Annotated in this window: 12 protein-coding genes and 1 tRNA gene; 2 read left to right on the top strand and 11 right to left on the bottom strand. The window is 37.9% G+C overall.

Features of this window, described 5'->3' with window-relative positions; translation table 11 throughout:
* Nucleotides 1–121: 121 nt before the first annotated feature.
* A complete protein-coding gene (locus J678_RS14190) occupies nt 122–340 on the top strand; it encodes a hypothetical protein (RefSeq protein WP_001251489.1) in 219 nt (72 codons plus the stop codon).
* Between the two features lie 11 nt (nt 341–351).
* Here the strand turns inward: J678_RS14190 and J678_RS14185 are convergent, their stop codons facing one another.
* From J678_RS14185 to J678_RS14135, 11 genes are all read right to left on the bottom strand, one after another.
* Entirely contained in the window at nt 352–1,446 is a 1,095-nt protein-coding gene (locus tag J678_RS14185) for a glycosyltransferase (RefSeq protein ID WP_002051360.1), read from the bottom strand.
* Nucleotides 1,443–2,288 carry a glycosyltransferase family 2 protein gene (locus tag J678_RS14180; protein WP_002051478.1) on the bottom strand — a complete coding sequence of 282 codons (846 nt, stop codon included), beginning with the start codon at nt 2,286–2,288 and terminating at the stop codon, nt 1,443–1,445. The genes J678_RS14185 and J678_RS14180 overlap by 4 nt, the downstream gene beginning before the upstream one ends.
* A 301-nt stretch (nt 2,289–2,589) precedes the next feature.
* Entirely contained in the window at nt 2,590–3,645 is a 1,056-nt protein-coding gene (locus J678_RS14175; RefSeq protein ID WP_031955801.1) for a glycosyltransferase family 4 protein, read from the bottom strand.
* Between the two features lie 57 nt (nt 3,646–3,702).
* Nucleotides 3,703–4,755 (bottom strand): ELM1/GtrOC1 family putative glycosyltransferase, encoded by a 1,053-nt coding sequence (locus J678_RS14170; protein ID WP_002051164.1) that lies wholly within the window; start codon nt 4,753–4,755, stop codon nt 3,703–3,705.
* A 12-nt stretch (nt 4,756–4,767) separates the two neighbouring features.
* Nucleotides 4,768–5,751 (bottom strand): glycosyltransferase, encoded by a 984-nt coding sequence (locus J678_RS14165; protein WP_002051436.1) that lies wholly within the window; start codon nt 5,749–5,751, stop codon nt 4,768–4,770.
* A gap of 2 nt (nt 5,752–5,753) precedes the next feature.
* The gene (locus J678_RS14160; protein WP_002051135.1) at nt 5,754–6,563 is read right to left on the bottom strand and encodes a polysaccharide deacetylase family protein; all 810 of its coding nucleotides are present in this window, start codon (nt 6,561–6,563) and stop codon (nt 5,754–5,756) included.
* A gap of 13 nt (nt 6,564–6,576) precedes the next feature.
* Nucleotides 6,577–7,464 (bottom strand): mitochondrial fission ELM1 family protein, encoded by an 888-nt coding sequence (locus tag J678_RS14155; protein WP_031955802.1) that lies wholly within the window; start codon nt 7,462–7,464, stop codon nt 6,577–6,579.
* Between the two features lie 68 nt (nt 7,465–7,532).
* Nucleotides 7,533–8,459, bottom strand: coding sequence for a branched-chain amino acid transaminase (locus J678_RS14150; protein WP_002051336.1), 927 nt, complete (start codon nt 8,457–8,459; stop codon nt 7,533–7,535).
* A gap of 24 nt (nt 8,460–8,483) precedes the next feature.
* On the bottom strand, nt 8,484–11,234 hold the full coding sequence (gene glnE / locus J678_RS14145) for a bifunctional [glutamate--ammonia ligase]-adenylyl-L-tyrosine phosphorylase/[glutamate--ammonia-ligase] adenylyltransferase (RefSeq protein ID WP_032027359.1): 2,751 nt from the start codon (nt 11,232–11,234) through the stop codon (nt 8,484–8,486).
* Nucleotides 11,235–11,302: 68 nt separating this feature from the next.
* Complete coding sequence (locus tag J678_RS14140) at nt 11,303–12,571, bottom strand: sensor histidine kinase (RefSeq protein WP_032027358.1); 1,269 nt, start codon at nt 12,569–12,571, stop codon at nt 11,303–11,305.
* Nucleotides 12,572–13,080: 509 nt separating this feature from the next.
* Nucleotides 13,081–13,167: transfer RNA gene (locus J678_RS14135), tRNA-Leu, on the bottom strand.
* Nucleotides 13,168–13,349: 182 nt separating this feature from the next.
* Between J678_RS14135 and queA the strand changes: the two genes are divergently transcribed.
* Complete coding sequence (gene queA / locus J678_RS14130) at nt 13,350–14,387, top strand: tRNA preQ1(34) S-adenosylmethionine ribosyltransferase-isomerase QueA (RefSeq protein WP_002051097.1); 1,038 nt, start codon at nt 13,350–13,352, stop codon at nt 14,385–14,387.
* Nucleotide 14,388 lies beyond the last annotated feature (1 nt).

The following is a 14,388-nucleotide window of genomic DNA, read 5'->3' as shown; positions in this document are numbered from 1 at the left end:
CCTGCTATTGCAGGGTTTTTTTATTGAGAAATAAGATATATATTCGACTTACCTAAGCTATGCTTTGCGAATAAGCTAGTCAGTGGCATAATAAGGAGCTTTTAATTTAGAGGTCAGCTTTATGGCTATGCGTCCTGATGTACGTCGACATGCTTTAGTCGTGATTGTATTCTCCCTCGCACAATGGTTTTTCATGCGCTACATCCTTGCGAATGAATTATTTAATCTCACGACGAACCAACGTATTCTTTATTTCTGTGTAAGTAGTTTAGTCGGTGCATTACTTATCTTTGTTGCCCTAATTTATATGGTACTTAAAGGTAATGCGGACCATAAATAAAATTCATAAAGTTAATCTTGAATCAAGTTTATGAAAGTCTTAGCCATCGTTTCCATATCTATAATACTTTTGACTTCTTTAGGTATGTCATAAGGATGATTAATGCATTCTTTTAAAGCAATGGCTAACTTCTCTATGTCATTTTTTGGAATTAGATAACGATTCATAATCGGATTATTAAAGAGTAATGCAATACTACTACTTGAGTTATAACTTACTATTGGTACATCCAAACTCAAAGCTTGTAATAAAGATATCGGGCTTCCCTCACTTGATGAGCTCATAACAACACACCGAGATTGACATATGAAATCTTGCGGACTACTGGACCAACCAAGGAAATCTACACGATTTTGTATATTTAATTTATTCGCTAAATTTTTTAAAGGTAAAATTTCAGGACCATCACCTAGTATTCCAAGTTTTCCGCTCACGTTTGCTTTATAGAACGCCTTAATAATATGATCAACCTGCTTAAGATTCACTAAACGTCCTAAAAATAAAGCATCCCACTTTTTTGAATTAAAACGGTTTGTGTTTTCTGGTAATTCAATACCATTTGGAATTGTTACAAACTCTGATGATTCTAGGATCTTTTTATATGCTTCTTCGAGATGCTTACTGACAATAACAATTCTTTTCCCATTGAGCAATTGTTTGAAATAAATTTTATGACGTTCGTAACGTAAATAACTACGCAACTGCCCCCCAATATCCTTAAAAGTTCTTCTCTCTAATATCTCCCCATGTACCCAAAACCAGATTTTATCTTTTTGTCTAAGATAATCATAAAGATAATATCCATTGTGAAATCCTAAAATAATTAAATTATAAGAGCTGATATTAATTTTTTCTTCAACCATAACCTGTTCAGCTTTTGTTAAAGTTTTTCTTTTCCACAATTTACCATAAGAAAAATCATGGCGAATATTTAAACTAATAAGTTCAACTGATGGTTCAAGATGACATTCCTGATTCGTATTATCAAGTGCACAAACTGTGACTTTAATTAATGAAGAACGGCTTAAAAAATTTGCCAGAGCACATGTAATGCTTTGAGCACCACCCTTACCTAAGTTATCAACAATAAAAAGTATTTTCTTCATTTACAGATTTTCGACTTCAATAAATAATATCTAAACCAGTTACTTACTCTTAGCCATATATATTCAGAAAAAGATTTATTTATTTTAAAAAGTGCTTTTGTTATTTGTCTATTAATTTTATATTCAGCCAGAGGATATAAAAAATGAAATTTATAGTCTTGTATAATTTTTTTCATATCATTATACATTGCTAAATGATTATGAGAAAAGTTAGAGTCATGTACTCTGTAACCACAAAAGACTTCCGGTATATAGTCGAGTCTTTCGTCATCCTTTGTTAGCTTTAACCACAAGTACCAATCTTCAATTTTTATACTTTCATCATACCCATTTACATCTTTTAAAGTACTTAAACGAAGCATTTGTGTACATGCAGGCAAATCATGCTTATTTAGAATAATATCTTCAAATGAAAATGATGTCTTATTAGAGATTCTCTTAGTAACTGCATTTCCACTTGCATCAATAATTGCTACTGCACCAAATACTCCAATAACAGGATTATTTTCAAGGTATTCGACTTGTCTGGATGTTTTCTCAGGGAACATTATGTCATCTGACGCAATCAGAGATACATATTTTCCCTGACACCATTGTATTGCTTCATTTAGTGTCGCACTCAGACCTCTATTTTCACGTGTGTAACATTCGAACCGTTTAAATCTTTCTCGACATTCTGACTCTATTTTTTTTATTTCCTCAAATGAATCATCTTTTGAACCATCATCAATAACGATGAGTTCAATAGCTTTATAAGTTTGATTTATAACAGACTTGATAGTATCAAGAATATACTGGCGATGATTATAGCAAGGTATAATTACCGAAACTAAAGGCTGCATTTAATATACTCATATCTAGTAAAAAACTTAATTATTTTTACTTTATGCCTTAAAATCAACATAATTACCATTTCAATTAACAGTTAAAAAATTATCAGCTCATAATTAGCTTAACTCACTCCATTTTGTATATACTTACTTTTATACAATGGGGTATATCGGTAACAGGCATCTACAGAGTAAGTTTGCTAATGTTAATAGATATTACGCGGTCACCCTTCTGAATTGATTAAATATCTTTATTTAAGATTTTTTGCACTCACTCTAATATCTTTCAAAAATAGTTAATACATCTAATCAACTAGTTATAGTAATGATAAACATCATGAATAAAATTATTGTGCTCTTTTGCAATTTGTTCAAAGCAATACTTTTCTAATGCTTCCTTCTTGGCTTGCTGTGCGAGCTGTAACGCAAAATCTGGGTTTCTAATTAGATATTCAATTCCATTTGCTAAATCCTGAGAATCACCTACTTTGGTAACCCAGGCATTTTCACGATGCTTGCATACTTGTAAAGGGCCAACATGATCACTACTCAACACAACCTTTCCCCAACCAAAAGCATCAAGTATTCCAAGTGGCTGAATATCATTTAGAGAAGGAATTGCTATCATATCTGCTGCATGGTAAATCTCGATTTTTTGCTGCGCGTTTACCCATCCAGGAAATTGAACCAAATGTTCAATACAGAAATCCTGAACCATTTTTTCATATTCAGCTTTATTTTCTCCATCACCAGCAAGTATTGCTTTAATCTGAATATTTTTTTGATTCAATAAGTGAATAGCTTCAATCAGGACATGGACACCCTTATTTGGAATCATGCGGGTTAACATTGCTATAGTAACGGGGTTTCGTAAAGGTTGAGGAAGTGCCGATTCCTCTGGCAGATGTATCAGATTAGAAATCACCCGATGCATTTTTGTTGTTTTTTGCTTCGCTGTTAATAGAGATTTCACTAACTCTTGAATATGAGGTGTGATATGAATAAATGCATCAGCTCTGACTGACCTTTTTACATTATGGCTATGGTTCACAGCAATAACAGGTATCTTTCTTGACATACCGATCTGAGCATTTTTAAATAGCCAGACAGCTTTTCCGCTATGTGCAATAATTACATCTGGTTGTTGTTCTTGTAAAAAATTTCTAACTTTTAAAGCGGCATTGATACTATAAAAACCAGTATTAGGAATGACATAAATTGGACGTGAACCACTACTAAGGTGTTTATTTTCCTCACCACGCAGCAGAATAACCTGATGACCATTCACTTCCAATGTATCAGATATATTCAACATGGCTTGCCAACGACCACCCGTTGCATCCCCATAAACAGTATTTATAACTTTCATAACAACATTCGCTTAAATTAAAATTACTTATTAAATAATAACATTTGAAAATACTAATTAAATTCTATGACTAGATAAATTTCTCCTTAGTTTGAAAAAAATCTCTTTTGCATGGTCTTTCATCTCCAGATCTTGCAGCATTTGATCAAAATTTTGTACTGTAAACTGATCAAATAATGCAATCCATAATTTCTTTTTCAAAAAGAATAGCTGCTTTTTGATATCCTCATCATGCATAGCATTTTCATTATAGAAAATTACTAATGGACAGCCAGACATTATAACTTCGGCGATCATCGAAGTTGAATCCTGACTAGCTAACACCCAATCAGCTGCTTTAATATAATCCTTAATATCACAACTTTGCCCTTGTGCTACCCATGTTAACTGGTCATAGGGCTGAAAAATACCATACTGCTCGGCAAGTTTCTGCAATTCTTTTTCAAAAGTAACCGATGTTCTTCGTGATGTCGTCAGTAACAATCTCGCTGTAGGATATTGCTTTCGAACTTGCTGTAAAACATTTGCCCATTGTGCCGCCTCACCAATCTTTACTGTTTTAGTGTCAGCACCAATCAAAATTGTAATCGTTTGTTCAGCATTTTGAATACCCAAATGTTCTAGGGCCTGTTCGCGTGTTAGAGGTAAAGCACTCATTTTATTCGGTGCAATTGGATAGTAAAAATAATGAGGCAAAACAGCTTGTTGTTCATGAATAGTAAATACCACATCAAACAAGTCAGCGCGAATCCCCCGTAATGAACCCGCGACCAAATTTTTCACAGACTGATCTTTGTGTAAATGTTGTTTGAGCAGTAGATTGGCAAGTAGAGTGTTTCCCCCTGCCGATATAATATAAGCAACCTGTTTCTGCTCTAATGCTCTTAAGGTTTGGGCATCAAAAAAATAACGTAACCACTGTGTATTTATTGAAAACTTGATCAGTAACTTCAGAACACGATACAACCATTTTTTAGGTAGATTTAATTGAACCCATTCGACCTGATACTCTTGCTGTTGATTCAGTAGTTGCACTATTCCTTGAGTTTGAGTTTCATGGCCTGCTTTACCATCGGTCAAAGCTAGGATAAAAGGTTTTTGTTGTGCCATTAATCTATCATCCTATGCGGAAAGCAATGATTGATAGACTTGGACCGTATAATCAATCATTTTCGTAAAAGTCAATTGTTCTTGTGCCAAGGCATAAGCCTGTTTAAAACTTGCTTCAGGGGCTACCACATCCAAATAGTTTTGAATCACTTGTTGCAATGCTTCAATATTATTTGGTTCACATAGAAACTCAACAGGAATAAACTCAGCCATCATTCCGACATCAGTCCCTAACACAGGACGTTGAAGCAATAAACTTTCAGCAAGTGTATACGGCCCCCCTTCACGCAAGGACGACACAATCAAGGCCTCATGGTCTGTAATCAAAGGGTGAATATTGCCACTATACCCATATAAGTGAACCCGATCAGCTAATTGGTAGTCTTGAATCAATTGCTCTAGCTTCTCTCGTTCTTCACCATCACCAACAATAGTTAATTGGTGTGAAATGTTCCGCCAAGCAGCCAGTAAAAGATCGAAACCTTTCACTTCATTTAAACGCCCAATGGCAATAAATTTTCTATTTTTTACAAATGATTGAGCAGGCATATTCAAAGAAATACCATTATAGACCACACTTAGTTTTTCCGGCTGCCCCACAATCTGCGCAAGTCGCTTACTCACACAAATGATATGATCAAATGCCAAGTAAGAATCAATCTTTTTCTTTACACCATGGATAGTCACCACACAAGGGAAATCAAAACCTGCAATCATGCCTTGCAACAGTTTGGCCGTTTTAGAAGCATGAGCATGTACCACTTGTGGTTCTGTCCCCAATATTGTTTTTTTAAGCAGATATTTCGTCCACGGATTATAACGACTGCCACTCATATCAAAAGCAACAAAGTTTACCGAACTTTCCACTTGACTTTGATATTTCTGATGTGCAATTAAAGAAACTTCATGTGCTTGTGATAAACCAGCAGCTAGCTCAAGTACATGTTTTTCTAGACCACCTTCCTCATCACTTGCCATCACAAGCGTAATTTTCATGATTAGCCCTCACGCGTACCAAGTTTTAAACGAAGCTTGACGGCAAATAATGAATCTTTTCCGCTGATCTTAATACGTTGTAGTTGCATAAAGTCCGGCTGTTCACCATCAATGCCTTCCATTGTGGTCACTGCATTACTATACCCTGACAGTTTTGCCAGTTTAACATCTCGGTCTGAGTAAATACCAAATGGATAAGCAAAACTGGTTACTGGCTTTTCTATCAGTTGTTCAAGCCACTGCTTTGAATCAGTTAGTTCTTTTAAACAATCCGTATCATCCAGTTTGTTTAAATTAGCATGCGTTACCGTATGTGAACCAATTTCAATCAGTTCGCTATCTGCCAGTTGCTTGACTTGAGCATCATTCAACTTAGCTTCAAGCATGAGTTCACCACTATTATGATGTTCTTTTTTATAAGTTGACCAATCACGATCATGACGATCAACCACCACATATATGGTTGCCTTGGCCTGATATTTTTCTAAAATGGGATAAGCAATTTGCAAGTTGTCTAAATAACCATCATCAAAAGTAATGGCAACTGTTTTGGCTGGGTGCTTTCCCCAGTTCTCTTGCAATTCGTGCATCGTTACAAAATGGAAGCCTTGCGCTTTCATCCAAGCAACTTGCTTTTCAAACTCAGCGGGCTTGACCCGAAGCTTATTAAATTTGGCACCATTAATATGATCTCGTACCATGTGATACATCAATACACGTGGTCGATTCCAATCCACTGCTGGCTTCCACCACGCATACTTATAGCTAAATAACACGGTAAGCAAAACCACTAAAATCAGGATATAAATCACAATGCCAAACTCATTATTTCGCTAAAAGATATGTTGCCACACGGTCTGCTTCTTTAAAAGCATAAGGTTGTGGTAACTGTACGACACAAGTATTCTGTGAGATTAGTTGTGATTCTATCATTTGATCAATCGAGTGCGTAATTCTATCGTCTTTCAACCGATCGATTGCTATGACCCCTACGCGACAACCTGCAGTAAGTGCCTCATAAATCATAGAAACACTATCTTCGGTTACCCACACAGCTTCTGCCTTTTGCATTTCCTCAAAAATCCAGCCTTGAGGAGTTTGCTCAACCGGACATATCTGCAAACACTTAGCAAAGCTTTGTTGTTTTAAAATATCAATGAAACTTACAGGAGTACGACGTGAGGTGGTCAGGATAATCTCAGAATTTGAATTACACTCAACAATTTTTTGGACACTTAATAATACTTTTTCATGGTTCCACTGATGTCGTTTAGATGAACCACCCAATGCAATTAAAATTCTGCCTGCCTGATGTCGGTTTTCATTACGAATTGGATTCAATGCTCCACGCGTAACAATAACGCGCTCATTTGAAAGAATACCGTCATGCTCTGGAATCACAGCATAGTCAAACCAAGCAATAGGTAAATTTGGCTTCATTAAAATAACAGTCTTCGCCTTTTTAAAAATTTTACCCAGCAACCAGACACGAAAGTGAGTGTGGCTCCCGACACCAAATATGAAATCGGGTGCTTGCTGAAGTAGAGAAGTTTTTGAAGAGAAAAGCGCTTTAATTAAGGAAATAATAGGCAAGTCATTAATAGAAACTTCTTCAAAAGTTGCATTTGCCTGCTGTCTTTGCATTGCCTGAAACAAGCCTAAAGCCTGTGAACGATGCCCTGCTTTACCATCAGAGACATAGACAATATGCATAAAAGCTCCCTAACTAAAAAATAAAAAAGGCGAAACCAATGTTCGCCTTTTCATGTTAACGGATTAACTTATTTTACGTAAGTTAACCAGTGTTCATATTTTGGATTTTTACCTTGAACTGCGTCAAAGAAAGTCTTTTGGATTTCAGTGGTAATTGGACCACGGCAACCCGCACCGATTTGACGGTCATCGTATTCACGGATTGGTGTAACTTCAGCAGCAGTACCAGTAAAGAATGCTTCGTCTGCAATATAGAATTCGTCACGTGTAATACGGCGCTCAACAACTTGGTAACCAAGATCTCTAGCAATCGTCATCACAGTTTGACGTGTAATACCGTCAAGTGCACCACCAGCGATATCTGGAGTATGTAAAACACCATCTTTAATCAAGAATACGTTTTCACCAGAACCTTGGCACACATAACCTTGTGGGTCCATAAGCATTGCTTCATCGTAACCAGAGTGCGCAACTTCTTGGTGAGCAAGAATTGATAATGTGTAGTTACCAGATGCTTTTGCTTTACACATGGTCACGTTTGGATGATGGTGAGTAAATGATGAAGTTTTAACGCGAATACCTTTAGCCATCGCTTCATCACCAAGGTATGCGCCCCACGCCCATGCTGCTACTGCGGCATGAATAGTGTTATTTGTTGCAGCAATGCCTAGTTTTTCTGAACCGATCCAAATAAGCGGACGTAAATAGCAAGAAGCTAATTTATTTTCACGAACAACATCGATTTGTGCTTGCTCAAGCGCTGCTTGGTCAAACGGTACTTTCATTTGATAAATTTTTGCTGAATTTAACAAACGTTTTGTGTGGTCTTGAAGACGGAAAATTGCAGTACCCTTAGGAGTTTCATAAGCACGAACACCCTCAAATACGCCCATACTGTAGTGTAGTGTATGGGTTAAAACGTGAATCTTTGCATCACGCCAATCAATTAATTGTCCATCTTGCCAAATAAAACCATCACGATCAGCCAAATTCATGGAACACTCCAAATTGTTATAAAATCATTCACTATCCAACTCAACCGAGGCGGTTGGGTCTATTAATCTTTGCCATAAATTGCAAACGACCGCACGGGTACTACGCCAGTCCGCTGCGCTGACTTGCATGGATTGATTCGCAAGGGCTAAGCGGTGGCTTTCGGCACGTTCACTAAGATAGGCTCGAATTAATGCTGTGGCATCTTCACTGGATAAGCAGTCTGCTTTAGCAGCATCTTCTAATATTCTTACATTATCAGAATAATGGGCGAGATCGGGTTTCGTCCCGCTCCATGCAAGTACAGCATACTGTGCCATAAATTCGATATCTACGATACCACCTGCGTCCTGTTTTAAATGAAAAATACCATGTTTTTTTTGTTCAGAAGACGAACCTAAGTGGTCTTTCATTTTCTGACGCATTTTCAACACTTCTTCACGAACATAAGCTTCATCTCTAGATTGAGTCAATATCTCGCGGCGAAATATTTCAAATTTTTGGCAAAGCGTTTCATCACCTGCTATAGAGCGTGCTCGAACGAGTGCCTGATGCTCCCAAAGCCATGCACTTTTCAACTGATAGTGTTCATAGGCTTTCAGACTGGTCACTAATAAACCAGCTTCACCTGAGGGTCTTAAGCGTGTATCAATTTCATAGACGCGGCCATCAAGCGTTTGAGTGGTCATGAGTGACATAAACTTTTGAGCAACACGCATAGCAAACTCAAAGCCAGTAATCGCCTTGGTTCCATCAGTGTCGGCTTGTTCATCAAGATAGTGAATAAAGACAAGGTCCAAGTCAGAACCATAGCCCAGTTCAATGCCACCCACTTTGCCATACCCAATAACAGCAAAGGCTTTATAGTCAAGAGAGCAACGTTTTCCCTCAACATCCTTTGGGTAACCATGACGTTTTGCTACGGTCTGATAAGCTAAATGGAGAGTTGCATTAACACTCACTTCAGCGATATCCGTTAATGCATCGGACACCTTCATAAGAGGGCTTTCAGCTAATACATCACTTGCAGCGACCGTGAGCACATTACTCTTTTTAAACAAGCGAAGTACTCGCATTTGGTCTTCAACTTGATCAATTTCGATGCGAAGTAATTGCTGACGTAATGAATCTTCCAAGTCCTTACGTTTTGGTAACTCAAAGTCCATCGATAAGAACTCATCCAACAGTACCGGATATTGCGTTAGCTCTTCACAAATCCACGGGCTCACCGTCGCCATTTTCACTAAGCGTTGCAATGCCCCTTTACTTTCAATCAACATCACCAAATACACGGTTCGACGCATCACCGATTCAATGAGCGGCATTAAACGTAATAATGCAGTTTGTGGTTGATCTGACTGTAAGATCGCTTCAATCAAATGAGGCCAGAAAGTTTTTAAACGCTGCACAGCATTTGAAGGAAGTTTTTTAAGTGCATGCCCATGCCAAAATTCATGAATCAAATTTTTCGCATTATCATCCAGCACTTCATCTAGCTGTTGTTCTAACTGCCCAAAATTTTCAGTTGCAGCATTAGAGCTAGTATCTTCAATCAGCTGTTTAAATTGAACTTTTACTTTTTGGCGTTTCTCGTTAAGAACATCAATAAATTCATTCCAACTCGTAAAACCCAAGGTATCGATAATGCGTTGTCTTAGGTCAACTTCTTCGGGTAATAATTGCGTTTGCTGATCGTTAAGAGCCTGAATTGCATGTTCAACACGGCGTAAAAACAGGTAAGCATCTTCAAGCTCTAATACAGCCTGTTTTTCTAACAAACCTGCCTCACCAATATGCTCTAGACTGACCAAACACTGGCGGTCTTGTAACTCACGTTTAGACCCGCCGTAAATCAGCTGAAATACCTGAACAATAAACTCAATTTCGCGTATACCGCCTGCTCCGAGTTTAATATCATCCTCAATATGGCGACGTAAAACTTCGCGTTCAATCATCGCTTTCATATCACGCATGGCAGCAAAAGCGGTGTAATCGACATAACGGCGGAATACAAAAGGACGTGTCATTTCTAATAAGTCTTGCCCTTCTTTACCCCCAGTGACAACGCGTGCCTTAATCCATGCATAACGTTCCCATTCACGACCATGCTGACTTAAATATTTTTCTAAAGCTGCATGACTAATCGCTAATGCCGAGCCATCCCCCCAAGGCCGTAAGCGCATGTCTACTCGAAACACAAAACCATCTGCGGTGATATGTTCGAGTAAATAAATAAGTTTTTGTCCCCACAAAATACAGAACTGCTGTACATCAATACATTTGCGACCATTGGTTTCGCCTTGCTCATCAAAGGCAAAAATCAGGTCAATATCACTTGATAGATTTAATTCCTGTGCCCCAAGCTTACCCATGGCAACCACAATCAAATCTTGAACTTTACCTGAATAACTTAAGGGTTCGCCGTGTTTAGCCACAAGTGCAACACGAGCAAAAGCCTTTGCTGCACAAATACTTGCATCGGCAAAGTCTGAAAGTTCACGAGTGAGTGTCACAACATCGGTAAGCTGATTGGCATCTTGCCAAATCCAGCGAAACATTAAACGACTGCGTAATATACGAAGCGCACGCATCCAAGTTGTTTCATCGGCAATGCATTCAAGCGTGGTGTCTACAAGCTGGTAAATTTGTTCTGTTGAGAGCGGTGCAGCAAATTGATCTATTTGATAATCTTGTTCTAAAACAGCCTGATGTAACCCTAAAACTTGTTCAGCATATTGGCTGGCACGCAATGTTTTTTGTAACTGCTCCGCATTCATATAAAAAAGCTCTTTTCCTCAGACTCTCTTTTTAGTTATAGCAGTTCACGTAGTAATAGGAAAAGGGATTAAACCAATTTTGCTTCAGATGAATCATGATGCTCAATAAGCGTCTCATGACTTTCTTGAGCTGAAGGTAATAAAACTTTAAATGTTGTTCCTACACCTTCTTTGGAACTCACACTAATTTGCCCCTGATTAATCTCAATAAAACGCTTACAGAGACTCAATCCTAAACCCGCACCTTTTTCCCCTGCAGTTCCTTTAAAGCTGGCTGTAATGCGTGGGTGAAATAAATTTGCCATTTGTTGTTCGGTCATGCCAAGACCTGTATCACGTACAGTGATTTCGACATTTGTGCCCGCTTGCTTAGCCTCAATGAATACTTTGCCAGAACCATCAACATCAGTAAATTTCAATGCATTTGAGACCAAGTTTTGGATCACCGAAGTCATCATATTGATATCGGCATAGATTTTTAAATCTTCGGAAACCGCATTTACCAATTCAATATTTTTCTTTAAAGCCAACGTATGCAGCACATCACAGACAATATTGCTCACTTGTCTAAGTTTAAAATTAATAGGGTGATAAACAAAACGCCCACCCTCTGCCATCGCCCATGTCAGCAAACTTTCTAGTAAGTTATAGGTCGATTGAGAAGTGTCATATAAATAGTCGGCAATATTTTGAATACTCGATTCATCCAGTGTTTCACGCTCTTTAGCCAACACTTCGGAGAAACCTAAAAAGCCATGAAATGGTGCCCGCAAATCATGTGAAATAATAGAAAAGAACTTTGTTTTACTCGAATTAAGGGCGACTTGTTGCTCATAGAGTTCATTTAATTCTTCATAATTAAATTTCAACTCGATTTGTTGCATAAAACTAGAACAGTAATCGAGCAACAACTGAATTTGATCATTTTCAAAAGTGGTTTCACCGTCATCAAAGAAAACGGCAAACCCCATAGAAGTCTGGTCAGGCTGCACCAAATGGACAGCTAAGGCACGACCACACTCAATATTTAGCTCTTTTAAATAGTTGATTAAATTTTGATAAGAAGGATGATCGTGATGAATTACCTGTTGTTTAGCAAAACATTGTTTTAAGTGTCTTGAAGGTTTAAATGAAATAGCAGTCATGCCTTCAGGACAATGATGCCAGAAATAAGGTTCCTGATTAAAAGTGAGCAAAGCTTTTTGACACTTCAACAGGCGAACACTAAACCGGAAAAATTGCTCAATGTAGTTCTGCTCGGCATTTAATCCAAGTAATAGTGAAATTCTACAAGCACTTAATTGCTCGACCTGATGTAGTTCTAATCGCTGTGTCATGCCCGCCTCACAGATTTTGTCGTTGTTAGTCGGAACCGCTCTTTGAGAAATGTACTTATAATCATTATGATCTAATACAAACTTTAACACAGTACATTAAAAGAGCAACTTTCTTTTCGAAATAGAAATGTGAAGTTTCAATTAAAGGTTTTCAGATACATAAAGTGGGTATGCTTTAGAAAAATACAACAATTATTTGAAGGTGAGGAGTTGTAAGTAATAAGAAATAGAGATTCAAAAAAAGGAAAATTACCTTAAATCTTCTTATAAGTATTACCGCTTAGCTTCGACTTAAATTGTAGCTTTAATAAATGCATTTCATATTTAAATAAAGTCTTCTTAAATTAAAAAAATCTTTAAGTTCTAAATGTATAAAAGATTCAAACCCAACCGTCAGAACTAAAGTAAGTAGTTCACAATTTCTTGAAGTCTATGAACTTTTTTATCCAACAAAAAACCCCTAAGCCGTTAGCTTAGGGGTTTTTGTAGAATCATAAGATTCTGAATCTTGGTCCCGAGGGTCGGACTCGAACCGACACGTCATCTCTGACAGCGGATTTTGAGTCCGCCGCGTCTACCAATTTCACCACCTCGGGAGAGGAAGTATGTTTGTGTTGCGTATATTAGCGCGTTTGTAAAACTTGTCAAACCCTAAGTGAATATTATCGTTCACTTTTAGATCATTTAAACATTTTTCATGATTTAGGTCAGAAGCACAGCCATAAAAAAGCGAAAAAGTTTATACTAGGCCCAATTTTTGCGGTGTTTTTTCCTAAATATGCAACTGTCTGACTTTTCCTTTGAATTACCCGATGAACTTATTGCCCGTTACCCTCTCGAATCACGTAGTGCTTCACGTTTATTGCATTTAGACGCAAAGGGTCAATATCACGATCACATGTTCACAGATATTATCGATCTGTTTGAAGAAGGTGATTTGTTGGTACTCAACGATACCAAGGTCATGAAGGCTCGTCTTAAAGGAAAACGTGCCACAGGTGGGGCTATTGAGATTCTGGTTGAGCGTATGCTGAACCACACCACAGCGTATTGCCATATTAAAGCGAGTAACTCGCCTAAAGCAGGAGCTGAGCTTTTTGTCGGTGCAGACAATATTCCTGTAATTGTGCGAGGCCGTCACGAAAACTTATTTGTCGTTGAGTTTTCACAGCCAATTTTACCTGTACTTGAGCAATATGGTCAGTTACCTATTCCGCCTTACTTTAACCGTGAAGCAGAAGAAATTGACACTGAACGCTATCAAACGGTTTTCCATAACCCAGAAAAAATTGCCAGTGTGGCTGCACCAACGGCAAGCTTGCACTTTGATGAAGAGTTGTTAGCAAAGTTAGATCAAAAAGGGGTTAAGAAAACGTTTGTGACTCTTCACGTCGGTGCAGGTACTTTTATGCCTGTACGCACTGATGACATTACCAACCATGTCATGCACAGTGAATGGTGTGATGTTCCTCAAGAAACCATTGATTTAATTTTAGCGACTAAAGCACGTGGCAATAAAGTAATTGCTGTTGGTACAACCGCAACGCGTGCTTTAGAAAGTGCAGCCCAAGCGCATGGCGGAAAAATCGCAGCATGGACTGGTGATACTCAAATCTTTATTTATCCGGGTTATGAGTTCTGTATCGTAGACCGTTTAATTACCAACTTCCATTTACCTGAGTCTACCCTGCTCATGTTAGTTTCAGCATTGTCAAATAGAGACAACATTTTGGCTGCTTACGAACATGCAGTTAAAGACCGCTATCGCTTCTTTAGTTATGGCGATGCAATGCTGATTGATAAATTAGAAGTTTAAA

The sequence above is a fragment of the Acinetobacter sp. 1424608 genome, from assembly GCF_000588255.1.
In the GTDB taxonomy this organism is placed as follows: Bacteria; Pseudomonadota; Gammaproteobacteria; order Pseudomonadales; family Moraxellaceae; genus Acinetobacter; species Acinetobacter nosocomialis.
The sequence above is the reverse complement of the archived record's forward strand: the minus strand, read 5'-3'. Positions and strand labels throughout refer to the sequence as shown.